Annotated in this window: 15 protein-coding genes; 5 read left to right on the top strand and 10 right to left on the bottom strand. The window is 72.1% G+C overall.

Features of this window, described 5'->3' with window-relative positions; translation table 11 throughout:
- Positions 1 to 5 precede the first annotated feature (5 nt).
- Positions 6 to 2,483, top strand: coding sequence for a glycoside hydrolase family 3 protein (locus OG230_RS11115; RefSeq protein WP_328910009.1), 2,478 nt, complete (start codon positions 6 to 8; stop codon positions 2,481 to 2,483).
- Positions 2,484 to 2,538: 55 nt separating this feature from the next.
- Here OG230_RS11115 and OG230_RS11110 read toward each other — a convergent pair whose 3' ends face one another.
- Both OG230_RS11110 and OG230_RS11105 read right to left on the bottom strand, forming a co-directional pair.
- Positions 2,539 to 3,543: an aldose epimerase family protein gene (locus tag OG230_RS11110; RefSeq protein WP_328910008.1), complete on the bottom strand. Its 1,005-nt coding sequence runs from the start codon at positions 3,541 to 3,543 to the stop codon at positions 2,539 to 2,541.
- Between the two features lie 11 nt (positions 3,544 to 3,554).
- Complete coding sequence (locus tag OG230_RS11105; RefSeq protein ID WP_328910007.1) at positions 3,555 to 4,472, bottom strand: SGNH/GDSL hydrolase family protein; 918 nt, start codon at positions 4,470 to 4,472, stop codon at positions 3,555 to 3,557.
- Positions 4,473 to 4,845: 373 nt separating this feature from the next.
- On the opposite strand from OG230_RS11105, the gene OG230_RS11100 reads away from it, so the two are divergent.
- Positions 4,846 to 5,340, top strand: coding sequence for a DUF3145 domain-containing protein (locus tag OG230_RS11100; protein ID WP_328910006.1), 495 nt, complete (start codon positions 4,846 to 4,848; stop codon positions 5,338 to 5,340).
- A gap of 114 nt (positions 5,341 to 5,454) precedes the next feature.
- Here OG230_RS11100 and fabF read toward each other — a convergent pair whose 3' ends face one another.
- The 5 genes from fabF to OG230_RS11075 form a co-directional block, all read right to left on the bottom strand.
- Complete coding sequence (gene fabF, locus OG230_RS11095; RefSeq protein ID WP_328910005.1) at positions 5,455 to 6,717, bottom strand: beta-ketoacyl-ACP synthase II; 1,263 nt, start codon at positions 6,715 to 6,717, stop codon at positions 5,455 to 5,457.
- 79 nt (positions 6,718 to 6,796) lie between these two features.
- On the bottom strand, positions 6,797 to 7,045 hold the full coding sequence (locus OG230_RS11090) for an acyl carrier protein (protein ID WP_307127216.1): 249 nt from the start codon (positions 7,043 to 7,045) through the stop codon (positions 6,797 to 6,799).
- Positions 7,046 to 7,107: 62 nt separating this feature from the next.
- Positions 7,108 to 8,109, bottom strand: a complete 1,002-nt coding sequence (locus OG230_RS11085) for a ketoacyl-ACP synthase III (RefSeq protein ID WP_328910004.1) — start codon at positions 8,107 to 8,109, stop codon at positions 7,108 to 7,110.
- Between the two features lie 13 nt (positions 8,110 to 8,122).
- Positions 8,123 to 9,037, bottom strand: coding sequence for an ACP S-malonyltransferase (locus tag OG230_RS11080; RefSeq protein ID WP_328910003.1), 915 nt, complete (start codon positions 9,035 to 9,037; stop codon positions 8,123 to 8,125).
- A gap of 89 nt (positions 9,038 to 9,126) precedes the next feature.
- Complete coding sequence (locus OG230_RS11075) at positions 9,127 to 10,326, bottom strand: PucR family transcriptional regulator (protein ID WP_328910002.1); 1,200 nt, start codon at positions 10,324 to 10,326, stop codon at positions 9,127 to 9,129.
- 94 nt (positions 10,327 to 10,420) lie between these two features.
- Here OG230_RS11075 and OG230_RS11070 point away from each other — a divergent pair, with 94 nt between their 5' ends.
- Positions 10,421 to 11,092 carry a pirin family protein gene (locus tag OG230_RS11070; RefSeq protein WP_328910001.1) on the top strand — a complete coding sequence of 224 codons (672 nt, stop codon included), beginning with the start codon at positions 10,421 to 10,423 and terminating at the stop codon, positions 11,090 to 11,092.
- Between the two features lie 22 nt (positions 11,093 to 11,114).
- Here OG230_RS11070 and OG230_RS11065 read toward each other — a convergent pair whose 3' ends face one another.
- Positions 11,115 to 11,933, bottom strand: a complete 819-nt coding sequence (locus OG230_RS11065; protein WP_328910000.1) for a serine hydrolase domain-containing protein — start codon at positions 11,931 to 11,933, stop codon at positions 11,115 to 11,117.
- Between the two features lie 76 nt (positions 11,934 to 12,009).
- Here OG230_RS11065 and OG230_RS11060 point away from each other — a divergent pair, with 76 nt between their 5' ends.
- Both OG230_RS11060 and OG230_RS11055 read left to right on the top strand, forming a co-directional pair.
- The gene (locus OG230_RS11060; protein ID WP_328909999.1) at positions 12,010 to 12,471 is read left to right on the top strand and encodes a MerR family transcriptional regulator; all 462 of its coding nucleotides are present in this window, start codon (positions 12,010 to 12,012) and stop codon (positions 12,469 to 12,471) included.
- The gene (locus OG230_RS11055; protein ID WP_328909998.1) at positions 12,471 to 13,484 is read left to right on the top strand and encodes an aldo/keto reductase; all 1,014 of its coding nucleotides are present in this window, start codon (positions 12,471 to 12,473) and stop codon (positions 13,482 to 13,484) included. The genes OG230_RS11060 and OG230_RS11055 overlap by 1 nt, the downstream gene beginning before the upstream one ends.
- A gap of 23 nt (positions 13,485 to 13,507) precedes the next feature.
- On the opposite strand, the gene OG230_RS11050 is transcribed toward OG230_RS11055, so the two are convergent.
- Positions 13,508 to 14,716, bottom strand: a complete 1,209-nt coding sequence (locus OG230_RS11050; RefSeq protein ID WP_328909997.1) for an acyltransferase family protein — start codon at positions 14,714 to 14,716, stop codon at positions 13,508 to 13,510.
- Positions 14,713 to 15,756: an alpha/beta hydrolase gene (locus OG230_RS11045; protein ID WP_328909996.1), complete on the bottom strand. Its 1,044-nt coding sequence runs from the start codon at positions 15,754 to 15,756 to the stop codon at positions 14,713 to 14,715. The genes OG230_RS11050 and OG230_RS11045 overlap by 4 nt, the downstream gene beginning before the upstream one ends.
- Positions 15,757 to 15,882 lie beyond the last annotated feature (126 nt).

Raw genomic sequence — 15,882 nt, 5'->3', positions numbered from 1 at the left:
CGGCCGTGGCAGACGCGTCCACATCCAGCACGCCCGAGGCGGTCCGCAGGGCCGCGGTGGAAGCGGCGCTCGCCGTACTCGGCCTCGACGACAAGGCACGGCTCCTGGCCGGCCAGGACATGTGGTCGCTGCCCGCGCTGCCCGCGATCGGACTCCGGTCGCTCGTCATGTCCGACGGTCCGATCGGCGTCCGCGGGGTCCGCTGGACCGCCGACGACCCCTCCGTCGCCCTGCCCTCGCCCACCGCCCTCGCCGCGACCTGGGACCCCGCCCTCGCCCGCCGGGCCGGCCGGCTGCTCGCCCAGGAGGCCCGCCGCAAGGGCGTCCACGTCCTCCTGGCACCCACCGTCAACCTGCACCGCTCCCCGCTCGGCGGCCGCCACTTCGAGGCGTACAGCGAGGACCCGTACCTCACGGGCGAGATCGGCACCGGCTACGTGCTCGGCGTGCAGGACGGCGGAGTCGGCACCACCGTCAAGCACTTCGTGGCCAACGACGCCGAGACGGACCGCTTCACCGTCGACAACATCGTCGCCCCGCGCCCCCTGCGCGAGCTCTACCTCGCACCGTTCGAGCGGATCGTCAAGAACGCCCACCCCTGGGGCATCATGGCCGCCTACAACCAGGTCAACGGCTCCACCATGACCGAACACCACTACCTCCAGAACGCGGTGCTGCGCGGCGAGTGGGGCTTCGACGGCTTCATCGTCTCCGACTGGCTGGCCGCCCGCTCCACCGTCGGCGCCGTCACCGGCGGCCTCGACGTCGCCATGCCGGGACCCAGGACGGTGTACGGCGAGGCACTCGCCGCCGCCGTCCGGGCCGGCCGGGTCGACGAGGCCGTCGTCGACGGAGCCGTACGCAACGTCCTGCTCCTCGCAGCCCGCGTCGGCATCCTCGACGGCGCCCCGCCCGCCGTCGACCCGGCCGGTGCGCCGACCGGCATCGACGGCGAGGCGCTGGCCCGCGAGATCGCCCGCCGTTCCTTCGTCCTCGTACGCAACGAGGGCGCCGCGCTCCCCATCCGCCCCGGGGCCGTCCGCAAGGTCGCGCTCATCGGCGCCCTCGCCCGCGACGCCCGGGTCCTCGGCGGCGGATCGGCCCAGGTCTTCCCCGACCACATCGTCTCCCCGCTGGCGGGCCTCACCGCCGCACTCCCGGACGGCGTGGTCGACTACCGCCTCGGCGCCGACCCGAACGACGAACTCGCCGCCGCCGAGCAGGGCTTCGAGCTGAAAGCCGTCTGCTACGACCGGTCCGGGGCCGTCCTCGGCACGGCCCCGCTGCACAACGGCGCCGTCCAGTGGGTCGGCACCGACGTCCCGGAGGGCGTCATCCTCGACGCGCTCCACAGCGTCGAGGTGACCGGCACCTTCGTCCCGCGCGAGACCGGCGAGCACGTCTTCGGCACCCGCGGCACCGGCGCCCTCACCCTGAAGGTCGCGGGCGAGACCCTGTACGACGGGGTGCACCGGGTCACCGGCTCCACCGACCCCGGCGAGGCGTTCTTCGGCAACCCCGTGGACCGCGCCCGGATCACCCTCACCGAGGGGGTCCCGGTCGAGGTCTCCCTCCGCCAGGTGCCCGACACCCTCGCCGCCGACTCGCCGATCCCCGGCGTCTCGTTCTCCCTCGTCCACCTCGGCCCGCGCCGCGACCCCGCCGAACTGATCGCCGAAGCCGTCGAGGCGGCCCGCGCCGCCGACACCGCCGTCGTGGTCGTGGGCACCACCGAACACGTCGAGTCCGAGGGCTTCGACCGTACGGACCTGGCGCTCCCCGGCCACCAGGACGAGCTGGTGAGGGCGGTCGCCGCCGCCAACCCGAGGACCGTGGTGGTCGTCAACTCCGGTTCACCGGTGGAGCTTCCGTGGCGGGACGAGGTCGCCGCCGTGCTGCTGAGCTGGTTCCCGGGCCAGGAGGCGGGGCACGCGCTCGCCGATGTCCTGCTGGGCGTGGACGGAGCGGAACCGGGCGGCCGGCTCCCCACCACCTGGCCGGCCACCCTCGCCGACGTCCCGGTCGCGGGCACCACCCCCACCGGCGGTGAACTCCACTACGAGGAGGGCGTCTTCATCGGCTACCGGGCCTGGGAGAAGGCCGGCACAGCCCCCGCCTACGCCTTCGGCCACGGCCTCGGCTACACCAGCTGGGCGTACGAGTCCCTGGAGGCCACCGCCGAGTCCGCGACCGTCCGCCTCCGCAACACCGGCCCGCGTCCCGGTGCCGAGACCGTGCAGATCTATCTGGCGCCGGAGACGGAGACCGCCGGCCGGGCGGCCCGCCAACTGGCCGGCTTCGCCCGCGTCGGGGCGGCGCCGGGCGAGACGGTCGAGGTGACGGTCCCGCTGGACCGCAGGGCGTACGAGATCTGGGACGAGACCACCGGCGGCTGGCAGCTCGTCCCCGGCACGTACCAGGTGCAGGCCGCCCGTTCCGTCGCGGACATCCGGGTGACCGCCCCGGTGGAGATCAAGGAGTAGGAACCGGCGTCCCGTGGACGGAGCAGCCACTCCGTCCACGGGGCCGGGACACCGGTCAGCGCACGGAGAAGCCGTACACGGTCGTCGACACGAACTCCTCGCCCGGCCGCAGCACCGTGCTCGGGAACCCGGGCCGGTTCGGCGAGTCCGGGAAGTGCTGGGTCTCCAGCGCGATGCCCGCACAGGGCCCGAACGGCTTCCCGTCGAAGTGGTCGGCGGTGTACAGCTGCATGCCCGGCTCCGTCGTACGGACCGTCAGCACCCGCCCCGTCCCGGCCGCGTACAGCTCGGCCGCGACGCCGTCGTCCGTGGCCCCGTCGAGCACGTAGTTGTGGTCGTACGCCGGGCCCACCGCCCGCGCCTCACGGAAGTCGAAGCGGGTCCCGTCCACCGCGGCGAACTCGCCCGTCGGCAGGGAGTCACCGTCCACCGGAGTGATCTGCCCGGCCGCGATCCGCAGCTCGTGCCCGAGCGCGCTCGCGCCGTCCGCGCCGGCCAGGTTCCAGTACGTGTGGTTCGTCAGGTTCACCACCGTGGGCGCGTCCGTCGTCGCCCGGTAGTCGATCCGCAGCGCCCCGCCCGCGTCCAGCGTGTACGTCACCGAGACCGCGAGCCGCCCCGGGAAGCCCTCCTCGCCGTCCTCGGCGACCAGGGAGAGGCACACGCCGTGCGGGACCTCCCGTGCCTCCCACACCCGCTTGTCGAAGCCCCGGGTCCCCCCGTGCACGTGGTTGCGGCCCTCGTTGGGCGTCACCTGACGGGCCGTGCCGTCGAGCACGAAGCGGGCGCTCGCGATCCGGTTCGCGTACCGCCCGACCAGCGCCCCGAAATAGGGCCCGGAGAAGGTCTCGTACGCCGCGACATCCGGCAGTCCCAGTGCCACAGGACCCCGTACGCCGTCCCGGTCGGGCACCTCGACCGACTGCACGATGCCGCCGTACGTCAGCACGCGTACCCGTGTGCCGTCCCGCTCCAGGGTCCAGCGCCGTACGGCCGTGCCGTCGGCGAGGGCGGAGTAGTCCTCCGCGTGTATGTCCGTGCCCGTTGTACCCGTCGTCATGATCAGGGACCCTACGCGGGCGGCCGGTCGGCCGTGACATTGCGGTAAGCGATTTCTGCCAGCCGGGCCTGCCCGTTGCGGCCCGGGTGGAACCAGTCCCACTGGCTGAGCTGCTTCCCGGTGAACCGGTAGGCGAAGACCGCCCCTCCGTCGTAGCGGCACCGTGCGTCCTTCGCGCAGACGTCCTCCAGGACCTGGTTGTAGGCGATCACCCGCTTCCGCACCGTGTCCCGCCGCGTCACGGCCGCCGCGTCCATGTTGTCCGCGTCGCCCAGCATCGACCGGCAGATGCCCAGCTTCCAGATCTGCTTGCCCAGCTCGTTGGTGCGCCCCGTCGACCACAGGCGCTTCAGATCGGGCACGCTCGACACGTACACCTGCGCCTTCGGCGCGGTGGCGCGCAACTGCCGCATCGACGCCTCGAACGAGGCCCGGAAGTCGGCCACCGGCGTCATGATCCGCTCGGAGTCCCGGCACGCGTCGTTGGCGCCGATCATCACGGTCACCAGGTCCGGCCTCTCCTCGGCCGCCCGTGCCATCTGCTCCGGAAGCTGAGCTATCCGGGCACCGGAAACGGCGTGGTTCCAGCTGTGCGAGGACGCCTTCGACGCGCCGAGCAGCCGTAGCGCGAGGCTGCGCACCCCGCTGTCCGTGCCGGTGGCCCAGGACACCTCCGGGCAGTCGGCCAGCACCGAGCAGGCGTCGAAGCCGCGGGTGATGGAGTCCCCGACGGCGGCGAGCGACGCCGGTGTGCGGTCCCAGAGCGGGGCCGGTGCGGGGGAGGCCCGGCGCGCGCCGTCCGACGCGCGCCCCTCCGGGCTCCCGGAGCCGCCGGAGCAGCCCGTGAGCGCGAGGCCCGCGGTCAGCGAAACCGCCGCCAGCGCGGCAACGGCGGGGCGCCTGCGGCGGCGTGACGCATGCTCCGGCATTCCTGGTCCCTTCCGGTCGAAGCCCCTGGTTATGCCGCTGGCCATGCCTCCGGCAAACCCCTGCGATGCAGGTGGCGGGCCTCCGCGCCCTGCCGGGTGAAAGCTGTGCGAATCAAGGGCCCGGGACCGACGGTACGTCACACGCCCGGCCCCGGCGCACGGTAGCTTTTCCCCGTCGGCCCAGTGGAGCCTTGCTCACCCGCGTACATATGGGTGGCTCCGGTACGTTGCATCTCGTCACATACTGTCCTTTTTCAGGAGATTCACTCCCGATGCTGTTTACTGATGAGAACCTCGGGAGCCGACCGGGAAGAGGCGGTACGGGCACGAGGCCGCTGGGCAAGGCGAACTTCGTCCCACACTGGAGGTCCCGGTGACGACACGTGGAGTTCTGTACGTTCACTCCGCACCGCGCGCGCTGTGCCCACATGTCGAATGGGCGGTGGCGGGTGTCCTCGGTGTGCGGGTCCAGCTGGACTGGATCAGACAGCCGGCGGCCCCCGGCACCTGGCGGTCCGAATTCTCCTGGAAGGCCCGGCCCGGCACCGCGTCGGAGCTCGCCTCGGCGCTCCGGGGCTGGGACCTGCTGCGCTTCGAGGTGACGGCCGAGCCGTCGTCCACGGCCGAGGGCGAGCGCTACAGCTCCACCCCCGGACTGGGCATCTTCCACGCCGTGACCGGTATGCACGGCGACATCCTGATCCCCGAGGACCGGCTGCGGGCGGCGCTCGCCCGGTCCGTGCGCGGTGAGACGGATCTGGAGGCGGAGATCGCCAAGCTGCTCGGCAAGCCGTGGGACGACGAGCTGGAGTCCTTCCGCCACGCGGGCGAGGGCGCGCCGGTCCGCTGGCTCCACCAGGTGGTGTGACCCGGGCCCACTGCCCCCGGACCCCCGCTCCTCGGCCGCCGGAACGGCCCGGAACGACGAGAAGCCCGCCTCCCCGGTACCGGGGAGGCGGGCTTCTCGCGTACGGACTGTGCGTCAGACCGAACGGAACGCCAGCACGACGTTGTGGCCGCCGAACCCGAAGGAGTTGTTGATCGCGGCGATCGGTCCCTCCGGCAGCTTGCGCGGCTCGTCGCGGACGATGTCCGCCTCCACGTCCTCGTCGAGGTTGTCGACGTTGATGGTCGGCGGAGCGACGCGGTGGTGCAGCGCCAGGACCGTGGCGACGGTCTCGATGCCGCCCGCGCCACCCAGCAGGTGACCCGTCATCGACTTGGTCGCGGAGATGGCGACGTGGTCGAGGTCGTCGCCCAGGACCTTGCGCAGGGCCTTGATCTCGGCGATGTCACCCTGCGGCGTCGAGGTGGCGTGCGCGTTGAGGTGCACGATCTCGGCCGGCTTCAGGTCCGTCGCGTCGAGCAGGTTCTGCATCGCGGTGGCGATCCCGCGGCCCGTGGGCTCGGGCTGCGCGATGTGGTGCGAGTCCGCGGACAGACCCTGCCCCACGACCTCGCAGTAGACCTTGGCGCCACGCGCGGCGGCGTGCTCCGCGGACTCCAGGACGACGACGCCCGCGCCCTCGCCGAGGACGAAGCCGTCACGGCCCGTGTCGTACGGGCGCGAGGCCTTCTCGGGCTCGTCGTTGCTCTTGGACATCGCCATCATGTTGGCGAACGCCGCGATCGGCAGCGGGTGGATGGCCGCCTCGGTGCCACCGGCGAGGACCACGTCGGCACGGCCGGTACGGATCATCTCGACGGCGTACCCGATGGCCTCGGCACCCGAGGCGCAGGCGGAGACCGGGGTGTGGACACCGGCCTGGGCGTTGACCTCCAGGCCGACGTTGGCCGCCGGGCCGTTGGGCATGAGCATGGGAACGGTGTGCGGGGAGACGCGGCGTACGCCCTTCTCCTTCAGCACGTCGTACTGGTCGAGCAGGGTGATCACGCCGCCGATGCCGGAGGCGATGACCGAACCGAGGCGCTCGGGACGAACCTTCTCGTCCTCGCCGGCCTTGCCGGTGTAACCCGCGTCGGCCCACGCCTCGCGAGCCGCGATCAGCGCGAACTGCGCCGAGCGGTCCAGCTTGCGGGCGAGCGGGCGGGGCAGGACATCGCCCGGGTCGACGGCCGCGAGGGCGGCGATCCGGACGGGCAGTTCCTCGAAGCGCTCGCCCTCGAGGGGCTTCACGCCGGAACGGCCGGCCATCAGACCTTCCCAGGTCGATGCGGTGTCGCCACCCAGCGGAGTGGTTGCGCCGATACCGGTGACGACCACGGTGCGATTGGTCGGGCTCACTGGAAAATCTTCTCCACGTGTAGAGGGTCGTGAATCAGCGGCGCCACCGCCGGGTGGCGACACACGAACCGGGGCTGGATCAGCCCTGGTTCTTCAGGATGTAGTCGGCAGCGTCGCCGACGGTCTTGAGGTTCTTGACGTCCTCGTCGGGGATCTTGACGTCGAAACGCTCTTCGGCGGCGACGACGACCTCGACCATGGACAGCGAGTCGACGTCCAGGTCGTCGGTGAAGGACTTGTCCAGCTGGACGTCCTCGACCGGGATACCGGCGATCTCGTTGACGATCTCGGCGAGACCGGTGACGATCTCTTCCTGAGTGGCGGCCATGTGGCGCTCCTTCGGTGGTTTTCTTCAGGGTTCGGGCGTACGGACCGGAAGGTCCGGTGTGACTAGGGGAGGGTAACGACCGTCGCGGCGTAGACGAGACCCGCCCCGAAGCCGATGACGAGCGCGGTGTCGCCGCTCTTCGCCTGACCGGTCGCCAGGAGCCGCTCCATTGCGAGCGGAATCGAGGCGGCGGACGTGTTGCCGGTGGTCTCCACGTCACGGGCGACCGTGACGTGCTCCGGCAGCTTCAGGGTCTTCACCATCGAGTCGATGATCCGCATGTTGGCCTGGTGCGGAATGAAGACGTCCAGGTCTTCCGGAGTGATCCCGGCCGCCTCCAGCGCCTGCTGGGCGATCTTCGCCATCTCGAAGACGGCCCAGCGGAAGACCGCCTGGCCCTCCTGCGTGATGGCGGGGAACTTCTCCGGACGCTCGGTGTGGAACTCGTCCCACGGCACGGTCTGCTTGATCGTGTCGGACTTGTCGCCCTCGGAGCCCCAGACGGTCGGGCCCATGGCCGGTTCCTTCGAGGGGCCCACGACGACCGCGCCCGCGCCGTCGCCGAACAGGAAGGCCGTCGCGCGGTCCTCCAGGTCGGTGAGGTCGCTCAGCCGCTCGACACCGATGACGAGCACGTACTCCGCCGAGCCCTCGACGATCATGCCCTTGGCGAGCGTCAGGCCGTAGCCGAAGCCCGCGCAGCCGGCGGAGATGTCGAAGGCGGCGGGCTTGCCCGCGCCGATCTTGTGGGCGATCTCGGTCGCGACGGCCGGGGTCTGCTTGAAGTGCGAGACGGTGGAGACGATGACTCCGCCGATCTGCTCGGGCGTGATCCCGGCGTCGGCGATCGCCTTGCCGGCCGCCTCGACGGACATCGCGGACACGGTCTCCTCGTCGGAGGCCCAGTGGCGGGTGGCGATGCCGGAGCGCGAACGGATCCACTCGTCGGACGAGTCGATCGTCTCGAGGATCACCTCGTTGGGCACGACACGGGTCGGCCGGTAGCCACCGACACCCATGATGCGTGCGTACGGGGCGCCCTTGCTGGGCTTGATCTTCGACATGCTCTCGGGCTCCTTAGGCGCCTGCGTGCTCAAGGATGAGCGCGCGGGCCGCGTCGAGGTCGTCGGGGGTCTTGAGCGCCAGGGTCTTCACTCCGGGCAGCGCACGCTTGGCGAGACCGGTGAGTGTTCCGCCGGGGCAGACCTCGATCAGCGTCGTGACGCCGAGCTGCTGGAACGTCTCCATGCACAGGTCCCAGCGGACCGGGTTGGCGACCTGGCCGACCAGCCGCGCGATGATCTCGGCGCCGGTGTCCACCGCCTTGCCGTCGGCGTTCGACACGTACGTCACGGCCGGGTCGGCCACGACCAGGTCGGCGGCGGCCACGCGCAGCTTCTCCACGGCCGGAGCCATGTGGTGCGTGTGGAACGCGCCTGCCACCTTGAGCGGCACGACACGGCGTACGCCCTCGGGCTTGTCCTCGACCAGCGCGGCGATCTGCGCGGCGGTGCCCGCGGCGACGATCTGGCCGCCACCGTTGACGTTGGCCGGGGTCAGACCCAGCTTCTCCAGGTGCGGGACCGTCACCTCGGGGTCGCCGCCCAGGAGCGCGGCCATGCCGGTCTCGGTGACCGCGGCGGCCTCGGCCATGCCGAGCCCACGGGTGCGTACGAGACGGAGCGCGGCCTCGTCGTCGATGACGCCGGCGAGAGCGGCGGCGGTGATCTCTCCGACGCTGTGACCGGCGACGACGCCGGGAGAGGCGTCGAGTGCCGCCGCCGACAGCAGACCCGCGGCGACCAGCAGCGGCTGAGCCACCGCCGTGTCACGGATCTCGTCCGCGTCGGCCTTCGTGCCGTAGTGGGCAAGGTCGAGCCCGATGGCGTCGGACCAGGCCGCGATGCGGTCGGTGGCACCGGGGAGGTCGAGCCAGGGAGTCAGGAAGCCGGGCGTCTGAGCGCCTTGGCCGGGAGCGACGAGTACGAGCACCCTCACACTCTCTCTTGTGGACGGTCCCTGACGCCCGTGGGGACAGGGACGAAGAACCGTCGGGGGAATTGTTGAAGTCCGACAAAAGTCTAGGACTGAGGATCTCCGGCGGCCAAGCGCCCCAGGATCAGGGCGATCCTCAGCGTGAATGCCGACCGCACGTCGGACGGCGACCAGCCGGTGACGTCGGTCACACGTCGCAGCCGGTAGCGCACGGTATTGGGGTGCACGAACAGCATCCGGGCGGCACCTTCGAGGCTGCTCGCCTGCTCCAGATACACACTCAGCGTCTCCAGGAGGGCGGAACCCGCTTCTTCGAGAGGTCTGTAGATCTCCTCCACCAACTGGTCGCGCGCGGCGGGGTCTCCGGCCATCGCGCGCTCCGGAAGAAGATCGTCCGAGAGTACGGGACGCGGGGCGTCCTGCCAGGCGGAACACGCCTTGAGTCCCGCTGCCGCCGCCTGTGCGGACCGGGTGGCCGCCAGCAGGTCGGGCACCACGGGCCCGGCGACGACCGGACCGGCCGCATAGGGGCCGATCAGCGCCTTGGCGACGTGCAGGGGGCTGTCGCTGCCGCCCGCGATGACGACCAGCCGGTTGCCGAGCACTCCGGTGAGGACCTGGAGCTTCGCGTGCCGGGCGGCCCGGCGGATCGCCTCGACCGTCAGCTCGCTGTCACCGTCGGGCGCGGTGCCCAGCACCACGCAGACATGTTCGGGGGAGCTCCAGCCGAGCGCCGCGGCGCGGGACACGGCACCCTCGTCGGCCTCGCCGGACAGCACCGCGTTGACCACCAGCGATTCCAGCCGGGCGTCCCAGGCGCCTCGCGCCTCGGCGGCCTGCGCGTACACCTGGGCGGTCGCGAAGGCGATCTCCCGGGCGTAGACGAGCAGCGCCTCACGCAGGACCGATTCGTCGCCGGGGGCGGCGACCTCCTCGATCGCGGTCTCCATGACCTCGATCGTCGTCCGCACCATCTCGACGGTCTGCCGCAGGGTGATCGCCCTGGTCAGCTCGCGCGGGGCCGTGCCGAACACATCCGTGGAAATGGCCTGCGGGGTCTCCGGATGCCGGAACCACTCGGTGAAGGCCGCGATGCCCGCCTGGGCGACGAGGCCGATCCAGGACCGGTTCTCCGGGGGCATCGCCCGGTACCACGGCAGCGTCTCGTCCATGCGGGCGATGGCGTTCGCGGCCAGCCGGCCGGAGGCTTGCTCCAGCCGTTTCAGGGTCGCGGCATGCAGATGGGCGTCGTTCGCAGCGGGCTGCACAGGATCGGGTCGGGGCACGGACACAAGACTGCCTTATCAGGGCACAGGGGCGGAGGGGCGGGGCAGCCGCGGGTCGCTGCGGTGAACAACCCGGCGGGGCTACCGTGGGCGCGTGATGGACGTACGCCGCTCCGGCGACCGCTTCCGCGGCGGGGAAACGGCCCCGGGAACCTCCGCGGGCATCGAGACCCTGCACGCCTTTTCCTTCGGGCGTTTCTACGACCCCGACAATCTGCGCTTCGGACCCGTCCTGGCCTGCAACGAGGAGCGGCTCGCTCCGGGCGCGGGCTTCGACGAGCATCCGCACAGCCACACCGAGATCGTCACCTGGGTGGTCGAGGGCGAGCTGACCCACCGCGACACGGCGGGCCACGCCACCGTCGTCAGGGCCGGCGACCTCCAGCACCTCAGCGCCGCCGCCGGGGTCCGCCACATCGAACGCAACGACGGGGAAGACCCGCTGACGTTCCTTCAGATGTGGCTGGCGCCCCTGTCCCCGGGCGGCGAGCCCTCGTACACGATCGTCCCCGGCATCGCCGACTCCACCCCCTACGCCCTCCCGGCCGCGGGCGCGATGCTGCACGTGCGCAGGCTGGCCGAGGGGGAGCGCACCGCTGTGCCGGACGCGGTGGGGGTGTACGTGCACGTGGTGGACGGTGACGTGCGGATCGGCGGCGAGGAGCTGGGCCCGGGGGACTCCGCCCGGATCACGGGCTCGGAGGGGCTCGACGTGTTCGCCGCGACGCCCGCCCAGCTGCTCCTCTGGGAACTCGGCTCCGTCTGACGGCAGGGGGCCGCCGCCCGGCTCACCGCCCCGCGAGCTCCGCCAGGACGGCATCGGTGAACGGCGGCCACACCTCGGCCGCCCACGGTCCGAAGGCCCGGTCGGCGAGCGCGACGCAGGCCGCTCCGGCCACCGGGTCGATCCACAGGAACGTGCCGGACTGGCCGAAGTGCCCGAAGGTAGCCGGGGACGAGGAAGCGCCCGTCCAGTGCGGCGACTTGGAGTCGCGGATCTCGAAGCCGAGACCCCAGTCGTTGGGGTTCTGGTGGCCGTAGCCCGGCAGGACACCCTTCAGCCCGGGGTGGACGACCGTCTGCGCGGCCAGCACCGTGCGCGGGTCGAGGAGACGCGGAGCCTGCACCTCCGCGGCGAACCGCACCAGATCGTCGACGGTCGAGACACCGTCCCGGGCCGGCGAGCCGTCCAGGGTGGTCGCCGTCATGCCCAGCGGCTCCAGGACGGCCTGGCGCGCGTACTCCGGGAACGGGATGCCGGTGGTCTTCGCGATGTGGTCGCCCAGCACCTCGAAGCCCGCGTTGGAGTAGAGCCTGCGGGTGCCGGGCGGGGCCGTCACGCGGTGCTCGTCGAAGGCCAGTCCGCTGGTGTGCGCGAGCAGGTGCCGGACGGTGGAGCCCTCGGGCCCGGCCGGCTCGTCCAGCTCGACGGCCCCCTCCTCGTACGCCACGAGCGCCGCGTACGCCGCGATCGGCTTGGTGACGGAGGCGAGCGGGAAGCGGTGCGCGACCGGGCCGCGCGTACCGAGGACGGTGCCGTCCGCTCGTACGACGGCCGCCGCCGCGGTGGGGACGGGCCAGGTGTCGATCATCGCCAGACTCTGCATGCGCACGAGCCTAAACCGAAACACGCGCTCGGATCCGCTTGCTTGGAGTGCACTCCAAGGTTCTAGCGTGGAGGTCATGACGGTGATGGACAGCACTTCCGCACGGACGGACTCCTGCGCATCGGCCCCTCCGGCGCATCCGCGTCCCGAGGGTCAGGACCGCTACACCATCAGCGAGGTCGTAGCCGTCACCGGACTCTCGGCGCACACCCTGCGCTGGTACGAGCGGATCGGGCTGTTGCCGCACGTCGACCGCTCGCACACCGGCCAGCGCCGGTTCACCAACCGCGATCTGGACTGGCTGGCCTTCGTCGGCAAGCTCAGACTGACCGGAATGCCGGTCGCCGACATGGTCCGGTACGCGGAGCTGATGCGCGAGGGCGAGCACACGTTCGAGGCCCGGCAGGAGCTGCTGGAGGCGACCCGCCGCGACGTACGGACGCGGATCGCGGAGCTCCAGGACACGCTCGCGGTACTCGACTTCAAGATCGATTTCTATGCGGGCGCCCGAGGGGTGCCGGAAAGGCCCAGTGCCTGATGACTGACAACAAGATCGCCACCGTACGGCTCGGCGGCGACGGCCCCCAGGTCGGCGTGCAGGGGCTCGGCTGCATGGGCATGAGCGAGTTCTACGGGGAGACCGACCAGGCCGCCGCCCGCGACACCCTGGAAGCGGCGCTGGAGGCGGGAGTCACGCTCTTCGACACCGCCGACGTCTACGGGCGCGGCGCCAACGAGGAGTTCCTCGCACCCTTCGTCGGCGCGCACCGCGACGGGATCACCCTGGCCACGAAGTTCGCCATCGAGCGGACCGACGACCCGCAGTACCGCGGGATCCGCAACGATCCGGCGTACGTCCGGCAGGCCGTCGAGGCCAGCCTGCGCAGGCTGAACACCGAGGTCATCGACCTGTACTACATGCACCGGCGCGACCCCGCCGTGCCGCTGGCCGAGTCGGTCGGCGCCATGGCCGACCTGGTCCGGGAGGGCAAGGTCAAGCAGCTCGGGCTGAGCGAGGTGACCGGCGCCGAGCTCCGCGAGGCGCACGCCGTGCACCCGATCGCCGCCCTCCAGTCGGAGTGGTCGCTGTTCAGCCGGGACGTGGAGCGCAGCGCGATCGGTGTCGCGGCCGAGCTCGGGGTGACGCTCGTGCCGTACTCGCCGCTGGGCCGGGGCTTCCTGACCGGGGCGTTCACGGACGCGGCCAAGGAGCTGTCGGACGGCGACTTCCGGAAGTTCCAGCCGCGCTTCACCGGCGAGAACGCGAAGACGAACACCGCCCTCCTGGCACCCGTGCTCAAGATCGCGGAGACGCACGGGGCGACGGCCGCGCAGATCGCCCTCGCCTGGGTGCAGCAGCGTGCGGAGGTGCACGGACTGGCCGTGGTGCCGATTCCCGGGACCCGCAAGCGGAGCCGTCTCCTGGAGAACGTGGGCGCGACCCGGATCACGCTCACCCCCGAGGAACTGGCTCTGCTGGAGCCGATCGCGGGCCAGGTGGCGGGGGACCGGTACCTGGACATGGGCAGCACGTCCGCGGCGCGCGAGTAGGGAGAGCACGCCCGTACGGCTCCTCACGCGAGCCCCAGCGCGAAGACCGCGAACCCCGCCGCCAGCACCCCCGCCATCGCCCGGCGGGCGTTGGCGGCGCGGGTTCCCGCCTTCCACGGTGCCTCGAACCGCCGGGCGTACCGCGCGATCAGCACCAGCAGCCCCGCGAACACCGGCATCCAGGCCAGCCGGGCCAGGATCCAGCCCAGGGTGTCCGGACCGGTCGTCAGCCCCGGCAGCGCCCCGGCGAACGAGGCCGGAACGGCCGCCGCCAGCATCGCCGTCTGGTGCCAGCACAGGATCGTCATCGCGGAGAGGTTGATGACGACGACCGGCGCCCACACCAGGGGCCTCCGCAGGAGCGCGGCGATCCGGCCGCGCAGCAGGATCGCCGCCCCGCTCTGCGCCGCCGCCAGGGCCAGGACCAGCAGGGACGGCGGATGCGAGTTGGTGCGCGCCTCGCCCGGTACGCCGACCATCGACGCCGGGTAGTGGAAGACGAACAGCAGCACGGCGAACAGCACCGCACCGCCGACGAGCAGCAGCCGTGCGCCGCGCCTGCCGATCCGGCCCTCGCCCCAGGACACCCCGAGCTGATACGCGAAGAGCCACCCCGGCACGATGTTCAGCAGACTCAGCCAGGACGGCACGGCGTCCGCGTACGGCCCGTAGCGAAGGAAGTCCACGACGGCGACCGAGGCGAGCAGCGGCGCCGCGGCCCAGCCGCCCAGCTTCCCCGCCAGGCGTACGCAGTACGGGGTGAGCGCCGTGACCACGGTGTACACCCCGACGAACCAGAGCGGCTGGATCACCAGCGTCGACGCCGTGTGCAGGGTGTCGCCCGGCACACCGAGCGCGTACAGCACCGGGAGCATCACGGCCCAGACGGCCGTCACCCCGAGGACCGGCCGGCCGAGCCGGGCCAGTCGGCCGCGCAGCCAGGCGCCCGTCGTGGACGTCCGGCGGCGGTACGAGAGCACGGAGGCGTACCCGCCCACCAGGAAGAAGATCCCGAGCATCTGGAGCACCCAGCTGAGCGGGGCGAAGAAACCGAAGGTGGCGAGCGGACTCGCGTTGTGCAGCGCGCCGCCGCCGTCGAGCGTGAAACCGCCGAGCAGCCAGTGCCCGGCCGGGACGGCGAGCAGGGCCAGGGCACGCAGGCCGTCGATGGCCCGGTCCCGGTGGGCCGGGGTGCGCGCGTCGATCCGCGCCGCGAGCTGTCGGAGGCTCATCGGGCCACGCCCTCGGCGATCGCCGCGAAGGAACGGAGCGAGTCCGTCCCCGGCGCGAAGTAGCCGGTGTGTCCCTGGGCGTCCTGTGCGGGTACGGGGCGGGCGCCGAACTCCGGATCGGTGGGGTCGGTCCCGTGCCCCAGACCGGCGAACTCGACGTTCGGCACGTCGTCGATCCAGTCCGTGGCGTCCTTGGCCGCCCAGACCCGGGCCGCGGTGCGCAGCTCGCCGACCGTGTCGGCGCGCATCCCCGGGGAGCCGATGGCGACCAGGTCGGTGGCCCGGAGCCGGGGCGCGGCCAGAGCGCACACCACGGAGCCGTAGCTGTGGCAGAACACGGCCGGTGCGGGCAGGGAGTCGGCGGCGAGCCCGTCGGCGAGACGGGTCAGCCGCTCGGCCCCGGCCTCCGCGAGCCTGCCGCTCGCCGCGTCCACGCCCACACCGACGGGAGTGGTGTAACCGGCCCAGGCGATCACCGCACTGCCCGGTCCGGTCTCGGCGTACAGCGACTTCGCCATGCCCGAGGGGGTCCCGTACACATCGTGCGTACGGTCGAAGGTCCCCGCGTCGATGTCCGAACCCGGCACCGTCACCGACACCCGTCGCGCCGACCTCAGGTCGCCGAACACCTCGGCCACCTGCCCACGGCCCCGGGGGTCGAAGGCGAGGATCTGCCGGCCCTCTCCCAGCAGATGGGCGTACCGGGGGTCGTGACCGGCCTTCAGCGCAAGGGAGTTGGCCCGGTAGCGCAGCTCCACGGGGGCCCCGTCGAGGTTGCCGACCACCAGCGGATGGCGGGTCACCAGCTTCTGCCGCTCGTCGGCGGTCAACCCCCGGAAGAACCGGGCCACTTCGGCGGGCGTCGCCCGTGCCGGATCGGGCAGCTCCCGCCCCAGTACGCCGTCCGCGCTCCACGAGGCGCTCCCCGGCGGCGGTCCGGTCAGCGCGTGCTGGGCGTCCCCGGACACCCAGCCCGCACTCCCGGCGACCACGGTGGTCGCCAGCGCGACCGCGACCAGGGTTCTCGCGTAACGGCGCATCTCGCCCTCCCTCTCCGGCTGTTGCACGCCGTGCGGCGTGACGGAGAGGAAGGTAGGAAGACGGTGGGTGCGCGGGCGTCACACCACGGAGCCATGTACGACGTCATACCGGGGTAGGGGGTGTAC

It is taken from the genome of Streptomyces sp. NBC_00234, from assembly GCF_036195325.1.
Classification (GTDB): Bacteria; Actinomycetota; Actinomycetes; order Streptomycetales; family Streptomycetaceae; genus Streptomyces.
Note: the sequence above shows the minus strand (reverse complement) of the source record. Positions and strands in the feature narration are given on the sequence as shown.

Excerpts from the sequence above, each read along its gene's own strand:
- OG230_RS11110 (WP_328910008.1), bottom strand. The coding sequence starts at position 3,543 with ATGACGACGGGTACAACGGGCACGGACATACACGCGGAGGACTACTCC.
- OG230_RS11105 (WP_328910007.1), bottom strand. The coding sequence starts at position 4,472 with ATGCCGGAGCATGCGTCACGCCGCCGCAGGCGCCCCGCCGTTGCCGCG.
- OG230_RS11090 (WP_307127216.1), bottom strand. The coding sequence starts at position 7,045 with ATGGCCGCCACTCAGGAAGAGATCGTCACCGGTCTCGCCGAGATCGTC.
- OG230_RS11085 (WP_328910004.1), bottom strand. The coding sequence starts at position 8,109 with ATGTCGAAGATCAAGCCCAGCAAGGGCGCCCCGTACGCACGCATCATG.
- OG230_RS11065 (WP_328910000.1), bottom strand. The coding sequence starts at position 11,933 with ATGCAGAGTCTGGCGATGATCGACACCTGGCCCGTCCCCACCGCGGCG.
- OG230_RS11060 (WP_328909999.1), top strand. The coding sequence starts at position 12,010 with ATGACGGTGATGGACAGCACTTCCGCACGGACGGACTCCTGCGCATCG.
- OG230_RS11055 (WP_328909998.1), top strand. The coding sequence starts at position 12,471 with ATGACTGACAACAAGATCGCCACCGTACGGCTCGGCGGCGACGGCCCC.
- OG230_RS11050 (WP_328909997.1), bottom strand. The coding sequence starts at position 14,716 with ATGAGCCTCCGACAGCTCGCGGCGCGGATCGACGCGCGCACCCCGGCC.
- OG230_RS11045 (WP_328909996.1), bottom strand. The coding sequence starts at position 15,756 with ATGCGCCGTTACGCGAGAACCCTGGTCGCGGTCGCGCTGGCGACCACC.